At 70.6% G+C, this 19,436-nt stretch carries 18 protein-coding genes; 8 read left to right on the top strand and 10 right to left on the bottom strand.

The annotated features are described in order from the left end of the window. The first annotated feature begins 156 nt into the window (after window positions 1-156). Entirely contained in the window at window positions 157-1,407 is a 1,251-nt protein-coding gene (locus VHU88_00525; GenBank protein HEX3610146.1) for a glycosyltransferase, read from the top strand. Continuing rightward, complete coding sequence (locus VHU88_00530; GenBank protein HEX3610147.1) at window positions 1,404-3,482, top strand: glycosyltransferase family 39 protein; 2,079 nt, start codon at window positions 1,404-1,406, stop codon at window positions 3,480-3,482. Before VHU88_00525 ends, VHU88_00530 begins: the two co-directional genes overlap by 4 nt. Before the next feature lie 211 nt (window positions 3,483-3,693). Here the strand turns inward: VHU88_00530 and VHU88_00535 are convergent, their stop codons facing one another. Together VHU88_00535 and VHU88_00540 are read right to left on the bottom strand one after the other, a co-directional pair. Continuing rightward, the gene (locus tag VHU88_00535) at window positions 3,694-3,855 is read right to left on the bottom strand and encodes a hypothetical protein (protein ID HEX3610148.1); all 162 of its coding nucleotides are present in this window, start codon (window positions 3,853-3,855) and stop codon (window positions 3,694-3,696) included. Window positions 3,856-3,967: 112 nt separating this feature from the next. Then, window positions 3,968-5,437, bottom strand: a complete 1,470-nt coding sequence (locus tag VHU88_00540; GenBank protein ID HEX3610149.1) for an MFS transporter — start codon at window positions 5,435-5,437, stop codon at window positions 3,968-3,970. 164 nt (window positions 5,438-5,601) lie between these two features. Here VHU88_00540 and VHU88_00545 point away from each other — a divergent pair, with 164 nt between their 5' ends. Further along, window positions 5,602-5,931: a hypothetical protein gene (locus VHU88_00545; GenBank protein ID HEX3610150.1), complete on the top strand. Its 330-nt coding sequence runs from the start codon at window positions 5,602-5,604 to the stop codon at window positions 5,929-5,931. A gap of 21 nt (window positions 5,932-5,952) precedes the next feature. Here VHU88_00545 and VHU88_00550 read toward each other — a convergent pair whose 3' ends face one another. The 3 genes from VHU88_00550 to VHU88_00560 all read right to left on the bottom strand — a co-directional run bounded on the left by VHU88_00550 (window position 5,953) and on the right by VHU88_00560 (window position 8,626). Further along, a complete protein-coding gene (locus VHU88_00550) occupies window positions 5,953-7,425 on the bottom strand; it encodes an ABC transporter substrate-binding protein (GenBank protein HEX3610151.1) in 1,473 nt (490 codons plus the stop codon). A gap of 90 nt (window positions 7,426-7,515) precedes the next feature. Next, window positions 7,516-8,055 (bottom strand): peptidase inhibitor family I36 protein, encoded by a 540-nt coding sequence (locus VHU88_00555; protein ID HEX3610152.1) that lies wholly within the window; start codon window positions 8,053-8,055, stop codon window positions 7,516-7,518. Window positions 8,056-8,188: 133 nt separating this feature from the next. Then, window positions 8,189-8,626, bottom strand: a complete 438-nt coding sequence (locus VHU88_00560; protein ID HEX3610153.1) for a GNAT family N-acetyltransferase — start codon at window positions 8,624-8,626, stop codon at window positions 8,189-8,191. A gap of 193 nt (window positions 8,627-8,819) precedes the next feature. Here VHU88_00560 and VHU88_00565 point away from each other — a divergent pair, with 193 nt between their 5' ends. Further along, window positions 8,820-9,230: a L,D-transpeptidase gene (locus VHU88_00565; protein ID HEX3610154.1), complete on the top strand. Its 411-nt coding sequence runs from the start codon at window positions 8,820-8,822 to the stop codon at window positions 9,228-9,230. A gap of 12 nt (window positions 9,231-9,242) precedes the next feature. Here VHU88_00565 and VHU88_00570 read toward each other — a convergent pair whose 3' ends face one another. Further along, on the bottom strand, window positions 9,243-10,037 hold the full coding sequence (locus VHU88_00570) for a methyltransferase domain-containing protein (GenBank protein HEX3610155.1): 795 nt from the start codon (window positions 10,035-10,037) through the stop codon (window positions 9,243-9,245). A 298-nt stretch (window positions 10,038-10,335) separates the two neighbouring features. On the opposite strand from VHU88_00570, the gene VHU88_00575 reads away from it, so the two are divergent. After that, window positions 10,336-10,623, top strand: a complete 288-nt coding sequence (locus VHU88_00575) for a hypothetical protein (protein HEX3610156.1) — start codon at window positions 10,336-10,338, stop codon at window positions 10,621-10,623. 503 nt (window positions 10,624-11,126) lie between these two features. Here the strand turns inward: VHU88_00575 and VHU88_00580 are convergent. Beyond that, a complete protein-coding gene (locus tag VHU88_00580; protein HEX3610157.1) occupies window positions 11,127-12,509 on the bottom strand; it encodes an N-acetylmuramoyl-L-alanine amidase in 1,383 nt (460 codons plus the stop codon). A 376-nt stretch (window positions 12,510-12,885) separates the two neighbouring features. On the opposite strand from VHU88_00580, the gene VHU88_00585 reads away from it, so the two are divergent. The 3 genes from VHU88_00585 (at window position 12,886) to VHU88_00595 (ending at window position 14,955) form a co-directional block, all read left to right on the top strand. Further along, window positions 12,886-13,026 (top strand): hypothetical protein, encoded by a 141-nt coding sequence (locus VHU88_00585; protein HEX3610158.1) that lies wholly within the window; start codon window positions 12,886-12,888, stop codon window positions 13,024-13,026. Window positions 13,027-13,082: 56 nt separating this feature from the next. Next, entirely contained in the window at window positions 13,083-14,069 is a 987-nt protein-coding gene (gene ligD, locus VHU88_00590) for a non-homologous end-joining DNA ligase (protein ID HEX3610159.1), read from the top strand. A 211-nt stretch (window positions 14,070-14,280) separates the two neighbouring features. Next, window positions 14,281-14,955: a response regulator transcription factor gene (locus tag VHU88_00595; protein HEX3610160.1), complete on the top strand. Its 675-nt coding sequence runs from the start codon at window positions 14,281-14,283 to the stop codon at window positions 14,953-14,955. Here VHU88_00595 and VHU88_00600 read toward each other — a convergent pair. The 3 genes from VHU88_00600 to VHU88_00610 are packed head-to-tail and all read right to left on the bottom strand — an operon-like array spanning window position 14,952 to window position 19,413. After that, window positions 14,952-16,163: an MFS transporter gene (locus tag VHU88_00600; GenBank protein HEX3610161.1), complete on the bottom strand. Its 1,212-nt coding sequence runs from the start codon at window positions 16,161-16,163 to the stop codon at window positions 14,952-14,954. The genes VHU88_00595 and VHU88_00600 overlap by 4 nt on opposite strands. 47 nt (window positions 16,164-16,210) lie before the next feature. Then, complete coding sequence (glgX, locus tag VHU88_00605; protein HEX3610162.1) at window positions 16,211-18,355, bottom strand: glycogen debranching protein GlgX; 2,145 nt, start codon at window positions 18,353-18,355, stop codon at window positions 16,211-16,213. Then, window positions 18,352-19,413: a putative zinc-binding metallopeptidase gene (locus VHU88_00610; protein HEX3610163.1), complete on the bottom strand. Its 1,062-nt coding sequence runs from the start codon at window positions 19,411-19,413 to the stop codon at window positions 18,352-18,354. The genes glgX and VHU88_00610 overlap by 4 nt, the downstream gene beginning before the upstream one ends. Window positions 19,414-19,436: the final 23 nt, after the last annotated feature.

Genomic DNA, 19,436 nt, shown 5'->3' on the forward strand with positions numbered 1-19,436 from the left:
CAGCCGAATTCTGCGGCAAAGATCGCCGGCGCGAATCATCCGTTCGGATGACCCCCCGGTTACCTCCCGGAGGGACTTCCGGGCAGCGCCGCCGCTCGAAGGGACCGCCAAACTTTCCTTCAGCGACCGCCAAACCGCGCCGCCGATCGTCAGGTCATGTCGATCACCAACGCCGCCCGTATCGGCGGCCAACGAACCGCCGCAGTCCAGCCGGTACCACCCGGCGCACCCACCGTCGACGTGGTGATCCCGGTCTTCAACGAGGAACGGGACCTCGCAGGCTGCGTGCGCCGCCTCCACAAGCTGTTGTCCGACTCCCTGCCCTACCGCTTCCGCATCACCGTCGCGGACAACGCCAGTACCGACGCCACCTTGGAGATCGCTCGTGCGTTGTCCGCGGAATTCCCCGACGTCACCGTCGTCCACCTGCCGGAGAAGGGCCGCGGCCGGGCCCTGCGCGCCGTCTGGTCCGCGTCCGACGCAGCGGTGCTGGCCTACATGGACGTCGACCTGTCCACCGACCTGGCCGCAGTCCTGCCGCTGGTGGCACCACTGATCTCCGGTCACTCCGACCTGGCGATCGGCACCCGCCTGCATCGCGGTTCCCGCGTGGTCCGCGGGCCGAAGCGCGAGGTGCTCTCGCGCTGCTACAACCTGCTGCTTCGCCGCACCCTCGGCGTCGGTTTCTCCGATGCCCAATGCGGTTTCAAGGCGATCCGGCGCGAGGTCGCGGCCCGCCTGCTGCCGCACGTGCAGGACGGAGCGTGGTTCTTCGACACCGAGTTGCTCGTGCTGGCCGAGCGTTCCGGGCTGCGCATCCACGAGGTGCCGGTGGACTGGGTCGACGATCCGGACAGCCGCGTGGACGTGATGTCCACCGCGCTGGCCGACCTGCGGGGCATCGCCCGCATGCGGCGGACGTTGGCCGGCGGGCGGCTGCCCACCGCCGAGGTCGCCGACACCTTCGCCCGCAACCCGTTGCCCGGCTCGACGAGCCGCCAACTGCCGCGGTTCCTGGCGATCGGGGTGATGTCCACTCTCGCCTACCTGGCGCTGTTCGCGGCCCTTCGCGGACCGGCGGGCGGGCAGGGCGCGAACGCGCTTGCTCTGCTGATGACCGCGATCGCGAACACCACCGCCAACCGGCGGTTCACGTTCGGGGTGCGCGGTCCGGCCGGGCGCGGCCGACACCAACTGCAGGGGCTCGGGGTGTTCGCGGTCGGCCTCGGGCTGACCAGCGCTTCCCTGGCGGGCCTGCAAATCCTCGACCCCAGCCCGGGTCGCGGCATCGAGATCGCGGCGCTGCTGCTGGCCAATCTGGCCGCAACCGCCGCACGGTTCGGACTGCTCCGCGGCTGGGTGTTCCGCCCTGCCGCAGCCCCAGCAAGCGTCGGAGGGACGCGATGACACTCGAACTCGACCGGGACCCGGTGGTCCCGACCGGCGGGCCACCGGCCATCGGCCGCGGCAACGCCGTCGCCGGCCGAGCCCGCCGATTCCTGCGCGGCCGACCGGAGGACCCGAACTGGGTGCGCCCGACATTGCTCGGGCTGCTGCTGCTGACCGGCGCGCTCTACCTGTGGGACCTGTCCGCCTCCGGGTGGGCCAACTCGTTCTACGCCGCGGCCGTCCAGGCCGGGACGAAGAGCTGGGAGGCGTTGTTCTACGGCTCCTCGGACGCGGCGAACTCGATCACCGTGGACAAGCCGCCGGCGTCGCTGTGGGTGATGGGCCTGTCCGCCCGGCTGTTCGGGCTGAGCAGTTGGAGCCTGCTGGTGCCGCAGGCGCTGATGGGCGTCGGCAGCGTCGGGTTGCTCTACCTGTCGGTGCGGCGCTGGTACGGCGCGGCGGCCGGCTTGCTGGCCGGTGCGGCACTCGCGCTGACCCCCGTCGCGGTGCTGATGTTCAAGTTCGACAACCCCGACGCGCTCCTGGTCCTGCTGCTGATCGCGGCCGTCTACGTGATGCAGCGGGCGATCGAGTCCGGCTCGACCCGGGCCGTGGCCCTGGTCGGCGTACTGATCGGATTCGGCTTCCTGACCAAGATGATGCAGGCGTTGCTGATCGTGCCCGGCCTCGCGCTGGTCTATCTGTTCGCCGGTCAGGGAACGCTGGTCCGGCGCTTCCGGCAGCTGCTGATCGGCTTCGCAGCGATGATCGCCTCGGCCGGTTGGTTCGTCGCGATCGTCGAACTGGTGCCCGCGGCGGACCGGCCGTACATCGGCGGCTCGCAGCACAACTCGTTGCTCGAACTCGTACTCGGCTACAACGGCTTCGGCCGGCTGTCCGGCAACGAGACCGGCTCGGTCGTCGGTGGCGGCGGGCGTGGCGGTCCCGGCGGAGGCGGCAGCATGTGGGGGGCGACCGGCTGGGGCCGGATGTTCAACGCGGAGAACGGTGGCCAGGTGTCCTGGCTGATCCCGGCCGCGCTGCTGCTCGGCGTCGTCGCACTGCTCTCGACGTGGCGGGCCGCGCGCACCGACCGGGCCCGGGCCGGCCTGCTGCTCTGGGGCAGCTGGTTGCTGACCACCATGGCCGTGTTCAGCTTCATGGCCGGCATCTACCATCCGTATTACACGGCGGCATTGGCTCCTGCCGTCGCCGCGGTGGCGGCTATCGGCGCGGTCTCGGCCTGGAAGCGGCGTCGGCAGCGCCCGATCCTCGCGGTGGCGTTGCTGCTGACCGTCTGGTGGTCGACCGATCTGCTCGGTCGGAGCACCGGGTGGCAGAGCTGGTTGGCCCCGACGCTGTGGGTGGTCGGCGCAGTCGCCGCGGTCGCTCTGGTGCTGCCGTCGCTGATGCCGCGGCGGCTGGCCTTCGTGGCGCCGGTGGCGGCGTTGGCCGTCGCCCTCGGTGGCCCGGCGGCCTATGCGGTGCAGACCGCGAGCACGGGCCACGCCGGGTCGATCCCCTCAGCCGGACCGACCGTCCAGGGCGGGCGCGGCGGCCCCGGCGGCATGGGCGGACCGGGCGGACCGGGCGGTTTCGGAGGCCGTGGCTTCGGCCAGACGCGGCGCGGCACCGGCGCGACCGGCTCCGGCGGCCAGTTCGGCGGCCAGTTCGGCGGCCAGTTCGGCGGCGGTGGCTTCGGTGGCCTGCTCGACGGCAGCACCCCGGACGTGGCGTTGACCAACCTGCTGAAGTCGGGCGCCAAGGGCTACACCTGGGTGGCCGCGGCGATCGGCTCGAACAGTGCCTCGGGCTACCAGTTGGCCAGTGGCGACCCGGTCATGCCGATCGGCGGCTTCAACGGAAGCGACCCGTCGCCGAGCCTGGTCCAGTTCCAGGAGTACGTCGCCGAAGGCAAGATCCACTTCTTTCTCGGCGGCGGCGGAGGCGGAGGAAATGGGCTGGGCGGCAACCAGATGGGCGGTAGCCAGGCCGCGTCGGAGATCGCCTCGTGGGTGGAGTCGAACTTCAGCTCCTCGACGGTCGGCGGCGTCACCGTCTACGACTTGACCGCCCCGGGCAGCACCGCCTGACGAACACTCCGATCATCGATGATCGCAGGGCGCACTCTCATACGCAGGACGTCATCGTAGGAGCACTCTCATACGCGGAAGGTCATCGTAGGAGCACTCTCATACGCAGGAGGTCGTTGAGCCGGGAAAATCGGGCGCCGGGATGACGTCTCGCGTATGAGAGTCAGCGCTCCGCTCATCGATGAGCGGAGCGTCCCGCGTTTTTCGCGGGTCAGTAGGCGTTCAGCAGGTTGCGGCGCGAGATCGCGCGGCGTTCGGCGTCGCGGCGGCGGGCCGCGCCGGTGCGGCTGCGCACCACGCGCATGCGGTCGAGCTCGGTCAGGCATAGGTTCCGCCGCTTCAGCCGTGCGGTCGCGCCCTCGTCCTTCGCCATGCCGAATCCCCTCCCCGAGGTTCCTGGGGCCGGCCTACCCGATGTGGCGAAGTCAACCTTCGGCTTCACCCGCACGGCGCATTGTCGGATTCCTGGCCACGCGTGACTCAGTTCATCCCGACGCCGCAACCGTCGCTGCGGCGGGCCCGGCCCGGTCGCGGACGTCCTCGACCGAGGCATCCCCGAGCACCGCCGCGGTGCGCGCGGCGCTGGCCCGAGCGCGGGCCGTGGTCGTCGCCAGGCCGAGCACGGCCACGGCCACGCCACAGCCCAGCACCACCGACTGCGCGGTCGCGACGTGATCGACCAAGCCCGCCCCGGGTGCCGTGTCCGCGCCGGCGTTGAGGATCGCCCCGATCACCGCCACCCCGAGGGTCGCCCCCACCTGGCGACTGGTCGAGGCGAAAGCCGCGGCCACCCCGGCCTGCGAGCGCGGCATCCCGGCGACCGCGGCATTCGTGATCGGGGGGTTCACCAGCCCGAACCCGGCGGCGAAGACGGCGAAGGCGACGACGATCCGTAGGTAGCTCGTGGTGTCCGACAGGCTGAGCAGCAGCGCCGAGCCACCGGTCATCAGCAACCCGGCGCAGACCATCGGCAGGCGGGGCCCGCGGTTGCCCACCATCCGACCCGACAGCGGCGCGCCGACCAGGACCATGACCGCCATCGGCGTGCTGACCAGTCCGGCGTGCAGCGGACTGAGCCCCCGCACACCCTGCAGGTACAGCGTGCCGAGGAACAGGAAACCGCTGTACGCGCCGAAGGCGCACACGCCGGTGACCGTGGCCCCGGCGAACGGCAGGCTGCGGAAGAACCGGAAGTCGATGAGCGGCTCGGCGCGCCGCGGCTCGTACAACGCCAGCACGATCGCCGCGACCGAGGCCGCGTAGACCGCGCCGAGGACCTGCGGCGACCCCCACCCGGCCCGGGGCGACTCGATGATCGCGTAGGTCAGGCTGCCCAGCAGCGCGACGATCAGGAGCTGGCCCAGCGGGTCGACGCGGCGGGCGTGGCCGGCCCGGGACTCCGGGACGAACAGCGCGGTCAGCACCAGTGCGAGCAGGCCCACCGGGACGTTGACCCAGAAGATCGACCGCCAGCCGACGGCGTCGGTCAGCGCGCCGCCGACAATCGGCCCGACCCCGAGGCTGAGCCCGACGACCCCGCCCCAAACCCCGATCGCCCGGGACCGCTCCCTCGGGTCGGTGAAGACGTTGGTGATGATCGACATCGCCACCGGGTTCAGCATCGACCCACCGACGGCCTGCACCATCCGGAAGGCCACCAGCCAGCCCAGTCCCGGCGCGAAGCTGCACAGCAACGAGCCTGCGGTGAACACCACCAGCCCGGTCTGGAACGTGCGCTTGCGGCCGAGGCGGTCGGCAGTCGACCCGGACAGAATCAGCAGGCTCGCGATCACCACCGTGTAGGCGTCGACCACCCACTGCAGGTCGGCGACGTCGGCGTGGAAGGAGCCAGCGATCGAGGGCAACGCGACGTTCACGATCGTGTTGTCCATCCCGACGATCAGCAGGCTCAGACAACAGATCGCCAGCACCAGGTACTGCCGTCTCCGACTCAACTCCGGCAACCGCCACCCCCGCTTTCGTCCCCGCGTCCATTGGTACGACAACACGGACGGCGGGCCGCATTCCCCGTTCGGGGGTTCCTGCGCGGAAGCCGGATGCCCACCCGAGAGCAGGGTAAGAAAAAGCTGAGAAACCGTACTCTTCGAAAGGGTTCATCGTGTCCAGCCGACTCGCCACGCGCACAGGCGTGGCCGCCGTCGTGTCCTCCACCCTCTGCCTGGTTGGCCTGGCCGTTCCCAGCGCGGCGCACGCCGCCAACGGCTTCTTCCTCTACACCGGACCGGACGGGCAGCAATCGATCCCGTTCCCGGACGAGGACAAGTGCTACCCCGCCAAGGGCGCCAAGATGGCGGCCAACTACACCCCCGGCGACGCCTACCTCTACACCGACAGCAGCTGCACGATCGGCAAGGACGCCGGCAACGTCAAACCGTTCGCGAACAACACCGTGGAGTTCAACAGCTTCCGGATTCACACCTCGAACTGAGGCGCCGGATCTGATCGAGCGTCACTTCCGGACGCACACCGGACGGCTGCCGTTCGGCGCGGTCCAGCCGGACGTCCCCAGCAACTCGTAGAAGATGCACCCACTGCTGGTGCCGCTCTTCTCCCCGGCGTGGAACGTCAGCTTGGCAGTCAGCCCGCCCAGCGACTCGTCGTGGACCGCGCCGAGTCCCTCGAGGATCAACTGCGGGGTGATCGGGCCGCTGCGGGCCTGCCCCGCGACGTGATCGATCACCGACTCCAGCATCTTCGCCGACGTCCAGGCCATAGTGGCCGCGCCGAGCAGTGCGGCGTTGGGGGCGTAGGCGGAGAACGCCCGGTGGAAGGCCGTCAGACCTGGGGTGTCGTCGAGGAACCAGGGCGCCTCGGCCGTGACGGTAGCGATGCCGAACGAGCGCAGCAAGGTGTCGGCGGCCTGGGCCGGGCCCAACAGCGCACCTTGGGTACCGAGCAACGGCTTGTAACCGATCGCGGCGCACGACCGTCCGACCCGGGCGATGGACGCGCCGTCCATGCCCAGCAGCAGGAAGTCGACCTTGGCGTCGCGGGCGTTGAGGCACTGCGCGGTGTAGTCCGGTTGGGTGATCGAGATCGGGGAGTCGTAGACGACCTGCCCGCCACCTTGCGCAGCCAGACCACCGTGCAGGCGCTTGTCGAAATCACCGCAGGCACTGATCTCGACGCAGTACAGGTATCCGATCCGGTGGTGCCCGAAGTCCGAGCCCTCCCGGATCAGCCCCAGGCCCTGGTCATCGATCGAGGACCCGTCCGGGAAGAACCAGGGGCTGCTGTACTCCTCCTCGCTGCCGCCGCCGCCCAGCGCGGGCACCTTCAACGCCTCCACGGCCGGTTTGAAGCCCGACATCCCCAGCGTCACCACGCCGACGAACGCGGCGACGTGGTGCTCGGCGACCATCTGGTTCGCCAGCGCCGCGGCCCGCGACGGGTCGCCGCCGTCGTCGGCGGAGTACACCTGTACGGGGTGACAGGCCAGGCCGCCGCGGGAATTCACGTCCTGCGCCCAGGCCGCCAGCATCGTGCGCGCCACGCCGGTGAGCGGCCCGGCCACGCCGCCGAAAGTGCCCACCTGGCCGATCGGGACCGGTGCTCCCGAGGCGACGCACGCGGCGCCGGCCTTGGCCGGGACCCCGGCTGTCGGTGCGCTCGCCGCCGCGGCGGCCGCAGCGGCCGCAGCAGACTTGGCTCCGCCTGCCGAACGGACGGCTGCGACCGGCGCGGCAGCGGGGACCGACGCAGCCGCCGCGACGCCGACCGGCGCGGCAGCCGTGCCCGCTTCGACAGCGGGCGCGGCCGCGCGGGCCTGCGTGAGTTGCTTGATCGTCTCCGGGGTCAGCGAAACGACGTCGGTGGAGGCGGACGCAACCACGTCGGAATGGCTGACGCGGGTGCCGCAGCCGGCCAGGAACGTCACGCAGACGACCGCCGAAGCCACGGCGCGCAACGCGCGCATCGGCATCGGCCTCGCCTCCTCACCCGGAACGCAGGCCTCCATGTTGCGGACCGAACGGGTGAAAGGCAACGGAAGGTGGGTTGCTTTCGGATCCGCTCAGCGGTGATGGTGCCCGTGGCGGTGATGCCGGTAGTGATGCCGGTAGTGGTGGCGCACGTAGCGATGGCCGCCCGGGTGGCCACCGGCGGCGCCGCCGGTTTGGGGGTCGGCATAGATGCGGACCCCGCTCACCGGGCCGTCCGGCACCGCCGCGTCGGTCTGCCCGGGCACGTACTGGGCGTAGATGCCTGCGACGTCGCACGGTGTCGGATAGTTACCCCGGAAGAGGAACAGGTGCAGCGGGAACGGCGAGTGGCCGGTTCGGTTGGACACCGACCCGATCGGGGCGTGCATCGCCCGGCAACGGCCGCCGAGATCGGCCTGATCGGCGAAGACCGTCCGCTGTCCCGAGAATTTGGGCCCGGTCCACACGCACAAGTTCCCGCGGGGGCACTCGCCCTTGTTGTCCTGGCCCTTGTCGTCGTGGGCCTTCGGCGCGACGGTCGAGGCTACGGCCGCCGGAACGACCGCCGAGGCCGCGGCGAACGGCAGCACCAGCGGCACCGCCGCGACCAGCACGGCCACTCGAGACCACATCGGCCCGACTCCTCCACGCCACACCGTTGGGCGCGGGCCGCGACGCAACTTGCGAGCAGGGCGGGTCCGCGCGCACATCGTGCCCGGGAAGGGCCGGACCGCAAAGGGCAATGGGCTTTCCGGGGGGAATCTTTCAGACGTTGCGGACCATCAGGACGTGCGGGATCCCGTCCTCGTCGAACTCCGAGCCGCTCTCGGTGAAGCCCATTCGGCGGTAGAACTCCCCCACCGCGCATTGGGCATGCAACATCCAGGACGAGCCCGGATACCGGTCCAGTGCCGCCCGCATCAGGCGGGCCGAGTGGCCCTGGCCGCGCTGGTCCGCGGCCGTGCACACCCGGCCGATGCGCCAATCCCGAAGCTCACCAGGGAACACCCGTAGACAACTGAGGACTCGGCGGTGGGCGTCCTCGACCCAAAGATGGGTGGTCGTCGGGAGCAGGTCGAGGCCGTCGAGTTCCTGGTAGGCGCACTCCTGCTCGACCACGAACACCTCGGAGCGCAACCGCAGCAGGTCGTACAACTGCGCCGCGGACAACTCGTCCCCGGCGCTGTGCAAGACCTCCGACACCGCCCGAGCATCGCACGGACCCGACCGCGCCCAGGCAGGTGCAAGCCGTTGACCGGGCCTGGTTCCTCCGCCACGCCTGGGGTAGGAATTGTCCGTGCCGAGGACACGAATTCTTGCGAGCGGGGCTATTGACCGGAGCCGGCTGCGCCGGTTGGCCGCGGCTGCGACGGTTCCGGCCCTGACCGTCGGTTGGATGTGCCCGACCGTGCGGCCCTCCGCCGCGGCGGACGGCATCGACCCGCAGTGCCTGGACGGCCGGGTCGTGTGCATCGACAAGACCACACACACCTTGCGCTGGATCGTCGACGGCGAGACCCGGATGACGCTGCCCGTCCGGTTCGGTCCGGACCGCAAGCCCACCCGCGAGGGCGCTTTCTCGATCCAGTGGAAGGACGCGGAGCACGTCTCGAGCCTGACCCACGAGCCCATGCCGTGGTCGATGTTCTTCAGCGGCGGCGAGGCCATCCACTACTCGCCCGACTTCGCCGAGAACGGCTACGACGGCGCGAGCAGCGGTTGCGTCGACACCGCTGACGAGCACGCCACCGAGGACCTGTACAACGCCACCGACGTGGGCGACATCGTCATCGTCTACCGCAGCTGAGCTGCCGCAGGGTCAGACCCGCGCCAGGATCTCGCCGTGCAACAGAGCTATCCAGCCATCGGCGTGCCTCGCCCACGCCCGCCACGCCGCCGCGATCCGGTCGAGGTCCGCCACGGTGGCCCAACCGGCGTCGACGGCCTGCCGAGCCAGCGCCGAGTTCACGATCCGATCGGCCCACATCCCGCCCCACCACGCCCGGTCCTCGGGGTTCGCGAAGCACCACGTGCTGGCGGTCGCGGCCACCTCGGTCAGGCCCGCGGCATGTGCCCAGGCGAGCAGGTAGCGCCCCGCGTCGGGCTCACCGGAATTGGCTCGCGCGCACCGCTGGTAGAGGGCCATCCACTCGTCGAGCTCCGGCAGCCGGGGGTACCAGGCGAACGCCGCGTAATCGCTGTCCCGGGCGGCGACCACGCCACCCGGACGCGTCACCCGGAGCATCTCGCGCAGCGCCTGGACCGGGTCGGCCACGTGCTGGAGCACCTGATGGGCGTGGACCACGTCGAAGGAGTCGTCGGGCAGGTCCAGCGCGTGCACGTCGCCGACCGCCAACTCGATGTCGGGCCCGCGACCCTCGAGCCCGGCCGCAGTCGTCGCCAAGGCCTGCGCGGTGGCCTCCAGCGCAACGACCCGTCCCGGCGCGACCAGCTGCGCCAGATCTGCCGTGATCGTGCCGGGGCCGGCACCGACGTCGAGCAGGCGGTCGCCGGGACGCAGGTGCGGCAGCAGGTATGCCGCGGAGTTCTCCGCCGTGCGCCACCGGTGCGACCGCAGCACCGACTCGTGATGACCGTGCGTGTACGTACCCACCCCGATCCGCCTCCTCGCTCGTCGTCGGCTCGAGATTAGCAGTGTCTCATATCCAGAGACACTTCTTCTCATATCTCGAGACGTCAGGCTCCTCGCGAAATCTGACTGAGCCTCAGATGACTTCGGGACCAACGTGGGAACGTCGGGGAAACTCCCCGCGAAATTCCCCGCCGACAGGGCATGTTCCAGCTTTCTACGGGGAGGATCCTTGCCGTCCAACGGCCGGGCCCCACCGACCACGGGGTCGACCGAGCGCGGCCGCCATGCCCCCTTCGGGGACAGCCTCCAGGAGAACCACATGCGAGTCGGTAGACCCTCGACCTTGCTGGCCGCGGCAGTCACTGCCATCAGCCTGTTCGGCGCGCCCACTGCCGCCGCGGCGGCCCACAAGCCCAAGCCCGACCCCACGACGGCGTGCCTGAAGGCCGCCAAGGCCGACCATGTCGGCAAGTCCTACCGGACCACCGCGTGCGGAGAGGCGGCCGGCGGCGACGACGCGGACTGTGCGTGGCAGATCATGCGCCACTCGACGTCCAACACCGACTCCACCGCCCGCGATGTCTGCAACAAGGCCCACAAGGGCTGACGAAGTCGCAGGAACTCCCATCGGTGCCCGGGGCGTGACGCGGCGCGCCGGGCACCGCGCGGTCGCCCGTCGATCAGGGCGCGCGATGCTTCTGGTTGCCGCCGGAGGGCGCCGCGTTCCCGGGAGTCGGATGCGGCTGCGGGAAGTGCCCGGTGCTCGGTGGGGTCACCGGACCCGGAGCCGTCGGATTCTGTATCCCAGGCATGGTGGGCGCCGGGGCACCACCGGAGTCGGACGACCTGCTCCCCGCCGAGCGGTGGCAGGAGTGCGACGACCGGTGGTGCGCGGCGTGCCGGCAGGACCGGTCCGGCTGGGCAGGAGCGCTCCGGGGCGCTACAGCCGCCTGCGCCGGCGCGACGGACACGATCAACAGCGCGGCCACACCCCAAGCGACGTCTCGGAACCCGTTCATTCGCCTCACACCTCCTGAGCAATCCCGGAGGGGATACCCCAGAACCGGCGCCGAACACCTGGCCACACGCGGGATGGCTCGGACTGCGGGTTCAGCCGAGGATCAGCACGTCGTCCGCGTCAAGGAATGCGCGGCGGTGGTTGAACGAGATCTCGATCAGCCGGCGATGTCCGACCACGTGGATCCGACCGGTCGGGTCGGCCGGGTCGCCCGACTTGGCGTAGTCGTCGCCCGGAACGTATTGCATGGCCACGTAGAACTGCCCGGCCTGGATCGTCTCGCGCAGCGGCACGATGTGGGTCGCCTCGACGCCGGACGGGTATGCGCCCAGCTCCGGGTATGCGGCGCCGTAGACCGGGATCGAGCCGCGCTCCAGGCGCGGTGTCACCACGATCCGGTGGACCGGGTAACCGTTGCAGCCGTGCGGGTTCTCGAACCAACCGAGCCGACCGTTGAACCAGATCCCGGTCCAGCCGCGGGCGCGGGCCGCGATCACGTACGGGTCTCCGGTCAAGGCCCGGGCCGACCAGTCGGAGAGGTCGGTGGTGCCCGGGGCCCCATCCGGGTGCAGGTCCGGGTCGGAGATCAGCGGCGCGTCCGGCCGTGGTTCGGTGTGCAGGTAGACGATGTTGCTGCCCTGCTGCGGGAGCACCGTGCAACCGGTCGCGGTGCAGTCCTGGAGCGGCTCGACGTTGTCCTCGAAGCGCGGGGCGATGACCACCACCCGCGGGCCCGGCAACGGCAGGTGCGGGAATCCGCGGTTCGGCCGGGACAGCGGGGCGCGCAGCAGGTCGAAGTAGTGCGCCCAGTCCCAGTACGGGCCTGGATCGAAGTGCATGCCGGGAACCGTGGCCGGTTCCTGCCCCGGGATCTCCTCGTGGCCCAGGATGTGGTCGCGGTCCAGCGGGATGTGGAACCGGCCGGCCAACCACCGCACCAGACGCGCCGAGGACCGGTACATCGCCTCGGTGTACCACTGGCCGCCCTGCGCCAGGAAACCTTCGTGCTCGATGCCGATCGAGTGTGAGTTGAACCAGAAATTCCCTGCGTGGTAAGCGACGTCGTGTGTGGGGATGAACTGCGTGACCTGGCCGTCGGAGGAGCGCACCAGGTAGTTTGCGGCCGCTCCCGGGCCGGGACCCGCGAACAGCGCGACGGTCTTGTCGTAGGTCACCTCGGTGTCGTGGATGACGATGAACCGGATGCGCAACCCGTCGTGAGGTCGGTCGGCCGGCGCGAAGCGACCAGCGCCGGCCTGCACGAACCGGCAGTCCAGAACCGACGGGCACTCCGGTCCACGCTGCGGCTGCGCCTGTTCCTGCGCCCACGCTGTCGATCCCGGGCCCACCGCGGCCACCAGTGCCGTGATCGCGGCGACCACCAACGACATGGCGGCCCGGACGGCCCGGCGGCGGCGGAACGCTCCGCCCCGGCCCGGGGCGCCGTGCGTCGGGTGTCGGCGTTGGTCGCGCATCCGGCAATGGTCGCAAACGTTCGCCACTCACCCCGCACTGCGCCGCGCCGAAACGGCCCGCTTCCCAGGGCGCGCTGCTGTGCGGCCGTCATCGACCGCACAGCAACTCCGCTGAAGTCTGGACCCGGCGCAACGGCCCAGTGCCAGGGCCGGTAGTCCCGACAGGCCACGTCCCCACGTCCCTGCCGATCGCGCCGGGCGCCGGGGACCTGCCCGGTCCCGCCCCACCCAAACCTGCCCTGGTGAGCGCGGCGGGCCGCTCCCGTTCCGACGCCCGCCGAGCGCGTGCGCGAGCCCCCGGCGTAGCGTCGGAACGAACGGCTGGGGAGGCTGGAGGCGACATGGCAGAGAAGGTGGCGGTGCCTGCAGGCTGGTGATGTCCACGCTGCTGCGCTTCGACCACGCGGCGGCCGCAGCGGCCTGGCGGTTGATGGCACCCGCCCATCGCATGACCGCCCGGTATCTGCTGAACACCGCGCTGCGGCGCTCCGCGGGCCACCGACAGCCTGCTGCGTAAGCGTTCTGACGGTCGGTCAGCGCACACGAACGGCTCGGAAGGCGGAGGATCACCCCTTGGCTCCGCCACGCGGCAGGCCCGGTTCACCGGGCGAACTGTCCCCGATGCTGGCCACGCCGGGCACTCTGGAGATGCTCGGCTCCGACGCCGACTGGGCGTTCGAGATGAAGTGGGACGGTGTTCGCGCGCTGATCCACGTCGCGTCCGGGCAGGTGCGCCTGGTCTCCCGCAACGACCTCGACATGACCGTCGCGTATCCGGAGATCGCCGCGCTCGGCCGCGCCCTCGACCACTCGGCGGTGCTCGACGGCGAGATCGTCAGCCTGGATGCGGCAGGCCGACCGAGCTTCGCCCGCCTGCAGAAGCGGATGCACGTCGCCGACGCCGTCGCGGCGAACCGCCTGGCCGGCAGCGACCCGGCGGTTGTGTTGCTGTTCGACGTGCTCCGAGTGGACGACGAGTCGCTGTTGAGCCGGACCTGGGGAGCGCGCCGGGAATGCCTGGAGTCCCTGGGGCTGACCGGACCGGCATGGCAGACGCCGCCGGTGTTCGTGGGCACCGGCGCGGAGGCCGTCGAGACGAGCCGCGAGCACGGCCTGGAGGGTGTGGTCGCCAAGCGACTGCGCTCGACGTACACGCCCGGGCGGCGGTCCGCCGACTGGGTGAAGATCAAGAACATCCGCACCCAGGAGGTCGTAGTCGCCGGGTGGACGCCGGGCCACGGGCGGCGGATCGGGACCATCGGGGCCCTGCTCCTCGGTGTGCCGGAGGCCGACCGGCTGCACTACGTGGGGAAGGTCGGCACCGGGTTCGCAGAGGCCACGCTGCGCGACCTGGCGGGCACGCTGCTGCCGCTGGAGATCACCGCCTGTCCCCTCGACTCGGTCCCCCGGCCCGACGCCCGCGAGGCGCACTGGGTCGAACCTGTGCTGGTCGGCGAGGTGGCGTTCGCCGAGTGGACGGGTGACGGTCGACTGCGGCACCCGGCCTGGCGCGGGCTGCGGCCGGACAAGACCGCCGCCGAGGTCGTCCGGGAGACCTGACTCACACGCCGGGCGGCTCCGCGGCGTGTCGCGCACGTGGCCGGTCGATGAATTCCCGAGCAGATGACAAATGACACTCCCGCGAACGGCCGCACGGAGTTGTGCTGGATCCGAGGGCGGGACCCGCTCTCACCTATGAGTGCGCGGACGTCGGGTCGACAGCCGAGGCGTTCGCCGACAGTAGTGGCACGAACACGGGTGGTGAATAACCATGACCAACAGCTCCAACTCGCTTCTCGCGGCTTCCGGCGAGCCGGCGACGCACCAGGTTGCGGTGGAGATGGCCGCGATCCGGGTGGTGCTGGTCGAGGGCCGGGCCCTTTATGCCTGCGCGTTGGAGGCGCTGCTGTCGGCCGAGCCGGACATGCAGGTGACCGCGGTCGTCAGCCCCGACCACCAGTTCGTCGACCGGGCGGCCGGGGCCGACGTCGCGGTGGTCGACCTGGACATGGCCGACGGCGACCGCGCGGCCGCTTACGAACATCTCAACCGGATGGCACCGGGATGTCGTCGGATCGCACTCAGCGGCCGGCCACTACCCGCCCAGTTGCTCGGCGGGATCGCGGGCGACGTCCACGGTCTGGTCAGCAAGCACTCCTCCACCCGGGTGCTGCTGGAGGCCGTCCGGCAGGTCAGCGCCGGGCGGGACGTGGTCGACCCGAAGTTCGCCGCCACGGGTCGCTCCGGGTCGGCGCAGGGGCTGTCCCGCCGGGAGATCGAGCTGCTCAGCCGCGCGGCCGACGGCAGTTCGATCGCCGACCTGGCCCGCCAGGTGGTGCTGTCCGAGGGAACGGTGCGGAACTACCTGGCACGGGCCGCCTCGAAGCTCGGTGCCCGCAACCGCCTCGAGGCGATCAACCTGGCTCGCGCCGCCGGCTGGCTCTAGCAGGTCTCCGCGCCCGCGTCGAGCCGTCTGGCCCGGCTGACCGCGAAGTGCTCCTGCGCCCACACCAGCACACCGGCGCCCGCGAACACGCCACCGAGCGCGCAGACCTCGTCCCAGCCGCCGGCGTTCCACGCCGCGGCCGAAGCCGCCGAGGCCAGCGCGCCGATGACGAAGTTGACCGACAGGTAGAGCGTGGTCACCCGGCTGCGCGCGTCCGGACGCAGCGCGTAGATGATGCTCTGGCTGCTGACGTGCATGCCCTGCATACCGAGGTCGAGCACCACGAGGCCGACGATCACCTCGACCATGGCGTGCCCGCCGCCCCACAGCAACAGCCAGCCCACGCCGATGCACAGCTGGAAGAACCCGGTGGCCAGGTGCACGTGGCCCTTGTCGGCCAGCCGTCCGGCGCCGCGCGCCGCGGTCGCCCCCACCACCCCGGCGAGCCCCAGCAGGCCGGTGACGGCCTGGCCGTAACCGTAGGCGGGCGAGGCGATGAGGAACGCCAGCGAGGTCCACACCACGCTGAACGAGGACATCCCCAGCGCCCCGTAGAGCATCCGCCGCCGCAGCGCGGGTTCGCTGCGGAACAACGGCCACAGACTGCCCAGCAGCCGCCGGTACGTCAGCCCGGTGACCACCGGCACCTCGCGCGGCAGCATCCGGTGCAGCACCAGCGCCAGTACCGCGACGACGGCGGCGGCGGTCGCGTACACCCAGCGCCACCCGAACGCGGCGGCCAGCAGCCCGGAGACGATCCGGCCGGACAGGATCCCGAGCAGCAGGCCGCTCATCACCGTGCCGACCACGGCACCGCGCTCGTGGTCGCCGGCCAGCATGCCGGCCAACGGCACGAGGATCTGCGCCACCACCGAGGTGACGCCGATCAGCACGCACATCGCCCACAGCACTGCGATTCCGGGCGCGCAGGCGGCCCCGAGCAGGCCGACGACGCAGATCCCGAGAAGCGGTGGAATCAGCTTATGACGCTGCATCACATCACCCAGCGGCACGATGAACAGCAGGCCGATCGCGTACCCGATCTGCGCCGAGGTGACAACGAGGCCGATGGATCGCGGCGCGGAGTCCAGGTCGTGGCCCATCCGGTCCAGCAACGGCTGCGCGTAGTACAGGTTCGCCGCGCAGATGCCGCAGGCCACGGCGAACAGCGCCACCAACCGCCGGTCCATCCCAGCCCCCGATTGCATGCGCGCAGCATGTCGCACCGCCGCGGCGCCGGCGTCCGCCAGGTCGGTCAGCGCCCGAGTGGTTGCTGCAGGACGACCAACGAACGAGCAGTCACGGTGTGCGCGGCCCCGGCCGGCAGCACCGGCGCGATCGCGACGGGTGTCGGCGGGGCCGGGTCGGCGGTGTCCAGCACCAGATGCCACACCTCGCCCCAGTACTTCGGCACGGTCCACTCGATGTCGACGTCGGCGGCGTTGAACAGGATCAGCAGCGAGTCGTCGAGCACGGTGCGGCCGCGCTCGTCCTTGTCGGTGACGGCCCGCCCGTTGAGGAACATCCCCACGGTGCGGGCGTGCGTGGTGTCCCAGTCCTCGTCGGTCATCTCCTGCCCGTCGGGCCGACACCACCCGAGGTCCACGGTGCCCCGGATCGGCCGACCGGAGAACCAGCGCCGCCGCCGCAGCACCGGGTGCTCCTTGCGCAAGCCGATCAGCCCGGAGGTGAACTCGACGAGTTCACCGTCGACTGCGGCCCAGTCGTACCAGGAGACCTCGTTGTCCTGGCAGTAACCGTTGTTGTTGCCGTGCTGGGTGCGGCCGAGTTCGTCACCACCGAGCAGCATCGGCACGCCCTGGGAAAGCAGCAGGGTGGCCAGGAAGTTGCGTTGCTGCCGCGCCCGCACCTCGAGCACCGCCGGGTCCACCGACTCGCCCTCAGCACCGCCGTTCCACGAGCGGTTGTGCGACTCACCGTCGGCCCCGCCCTCGCCGTTGGCCTCGTTGTGCTTCTCGTTGTACGACACCAGGTCGCGCAGGGTGAATCCGTCGTGCGCGGTGACGAAGTTGATCGAGGCGTGGGGCCGGCGCATGTCCCCGGAGTACAGGTCCGACGAGCCGGTGAGCCGGGTCGCGAACTCGGCCACCGTGGAGAACTCGCCGCGCCAGAAGTCGCGGGTGACGTCGCGGTAGCGGCCGTTCCACTCCGACCACAGGGCCGGGAAGCCGCCCACCTGGTAGCCGCCGTCGCCAATGTCCCACGGCTCGGCGATCAGCTTGACCTGGGACACGATCGGGTCCTGCTGGACCAGTTGCAGGAACGCGGAAAGTTTGTCGACCTCGTGGAACTGTCGGGCCAGGCTGGCCGCCAGGTCGAAGCGGAACCCGTCGACGTGCATCTCGGAAACCCAGTACCGCAGGGAATCCATGATCAGCTGCAGCGTGTGCGGGTGGGCCACGTTGAGACTGTTGCCGGTGCCGGTCGTGTCGTAGTAGAACTTCCGGTCCTCCTCGACGAGCCGGTAGTAGGCGCCGTTGTCGATGCCCTTGAACGACAGCGTCGGGCCCAGGTGGTTGCCCTCGGCGGTGTGGTTGTAGACCACGTCGAGGATCACCTCGATCCCGGCGGCGTGCAGGGCGCGAACCATCGCCTTGAACTCCTGCACCTGCTGCCCGTCGTCGGAGACCGCGGCGTAGTCGTTGTGCGGCGCAAAGAACCCGATGGTGTTGTAACCCCAGTAGTTCCGCAGGCCGCGTTCCAACAGGTGCGAGTCATGCACGAACTGGTGCACCGGAAGCAGTTCCACCGCGGTCACCCCGAGCCGGTGCAGGTGTTCCACCGCCGCGGGGTGCGCCAGGCCGGCGTACGTGCCACGCAACTGCTCGGGGATGTCAAGGTTGCGCGCGGTGAAGCCCTTCACGTGCACCTCGTAGATCACCGACTCGTTCAACGGGGTCTCCGGAGTTCGGTCGGTGCCCCAGTCGAAGTACGGGTCGTGCACCACCGAGCGCGGCGCGTGCGGCGCGGAGTCTGCGTCGTTGCGGGAGTCCTCGGCACCGAAGTCGTAGGAGAAGCAGGCCTGGTCCCAGTCGACCCCGCCGTCGATCGCCTTGGCGTACGGGTCTAGCAACAGCTTGTTCGGGTTGCAGCGCGCGCCGGCCCCGGGATCCCAGTCGCCGTGCACCCGGTACCCGTAGCGCTGCCCGGGACGCACCCCAGGCAGATAAGCGTGCCAGCAGTGGGCGTCCAGCTCGTCCAGCCGCACCCGCGACTCCACGCCGGCCGCGTCGAACAGGCACAGTTCGACACTGTGCGCGGCCTCGGAGTACAGCGAGAAGTTGGTCCCAGCACCGTCGTAGGCCGCGCCCAGCGGGTAGGCGCGGCCGGGCCAGACCTCCCCGGCCCAGGCTGCCGGCTGCACGGCTGCTGCGGTCATGACTGCTCCTCGAAAATCGTGGCCAGTGCGGGGGTCCGGTCGGGCACTGCCGCGGTGGACGAGACGAGGCGATGGACGAACCGGAGCTTCTCGATGACTGCGGGGCTGAGCAGGAACGGGTAGAGGTCGTCCTTACCCATCGAGCGGTTGACGGCGTTCAGGGCGTAGGTCAGCGGAAGCCAGGTGTCGACGAGCGCACCGAATCCCCCGGTGGGCTCCTCCAACGGCACGGCGACCAACGGCGCGTCAGGGTCCGGCGGGGTCTCCAGTTCCGGCCCGGTGACCACGATCCCGAAGGCCGCCGCAGTCTGCAGGGTGTCGCGGATGTGCAGGTAGTGGGCGAAGGTCTCCGCCCAGTCCTCCCAAGGGTGGGCGGTGGCATAGACCGAGACGTAGTGCTGCTCCCAGTCGAGGGGCGGATCGCCCTCGTAATGGGCCTGCAACGAGGCGCCGTAGTCGGCCCGTTCGTCGCCGAACAACTGCCGGAACGGCTCCAGAGCCGCGCTTGTTTCGATCAGGCGCATCCAGTACCAATGGCCGACCTCGTGCCGGAAGTGGCCCAGCAAGGTCCGGTACGGCTCGGCCAGCCGGACTCGCAAGGCTTCTCGGTGACCGTCGTCGCCCTCGGCGAGGTCGATGGTGATGACGCCGTCGACGTGGCCGGTGATCACGTTCTCGCCGGCGGAATGCAGCAGGTCGAAGGCCAAGCCCCGCACCGGGTCGACCGTGCGGCCCACTACCGGCAGGCCCAGGTCGTCGAGTTGGTAGAGCAGCCGCCGAGCGGCGGCCTGCGCTCGGGCCCACGCGGCCATGCCCGGGCCGTCGTGGTCATTCGGACGGGCGCGGGTCAGCGCGCAGCAGTCACACCAACCGGACCCGGCACCGGCGAGCCAGTTGCAGCTCACCACGAAGCGGTTCGGGCAACCGGCCGAGAGTTCCCCCAGCACGACGAACCCGGCCGTGGCGCGGTCGAACCCGAGCACCGATCCGCAGGCCAGGCACTCGGAGTTCTCGAAGAACAACAGCGCACCGCACGTCGGACAACTGAACGAGCGCACCTATCACCTCTCGGACTTCACAT

The organism is Sporichthyaceae bacterium (assembly GCA_036269075.1).
GTDB lineage: Bacteria > Actinomycetota > Actinomycetes > Sporichthyales > Sporichthyaceae > DASQPJ01.

Coding starts and splice junctions, on each gene's coding strand:
- VHU88_00535 (HEX3610148.1), bottom strand. CDS start 3,855: ATGGCGAAGGACGAGGGCGCGACCGCACGGCTGAAGCGGCGGAACCTA.
- glgX (HEX3610162.1), bottom strand. CDS start 18,355: ATGACCGCAGCAGCCGTGCAGCCGGCAGCCTGGGCCGGGGAGGTCTGG.
- VHU88_00555 (HEX3610152.1), bottom strand. CDS start 8,055: ATGTGGTCTCGAGTGGCCGTGCTGGTCGCGGCGGTGCCGCTGGTGCTG.
- VHU88_00595 (HEX3610160.1), top strand. CDS start 14,281: ATGACCAACAGCTCCAACTCGCTTCTCGCGGCTTCCGGCGAGCCGGCG.
- VHU88_00580 (HEX3610157.1), bottom strand. CDS start 12,509: ATGCGCGACCAACGCCGACACCCGACGCACGGCGCCCCGGGCCGGGGC.
- VHU88_00565 (HEX3610154.1), top strand. CDS start 8,820: ATGTGCCCGACCGTGCGGCCCTCCGCCGCGGCGGACGGCATCGACCCG.
- VHU88_00600 (HEX3610161.1), bottom strand. CDS start 16,163: ATGCAATCGGGGGCTGGGATGGACCGGCGGTTGGTGGCGCTGTTCGCC.
- VHU88_00530 (HEX3610147.1), top strand. CDS start 1,404: ATGACACTCGAACTCGACCGGGACCCGGTGGTCCCGACCGGCGGGCCA.
- VHU88_00575 (HEX3610156.1), top strand. CDS start 10,336: ATGCGAGTCGGTAGACCCTCGACCTTGCTGGCCGCGGCAGTCACTGCC.
- VHU88_00585 (HEX3610158.1), top strand. CDS start 12,886: ATGTCCACGCTGCTGCGCTTCGACCACGCGGCGGCCGCAGCGGCCTGG.
- VHU88_00525 (HEX3610146.1), top strand. CDS start 157: ATGTCGATCACCAACGCCGCCCGTATCGGCGGCCAACGAACCGCCGCA.
- VHU88_00550 (HEX3610151.1), bottom strand. CDS start 7,425: ATGCCGATGCGCGCGTTGCGCGCCGTGGCTTCGGCGGTCGTCTGCGTG.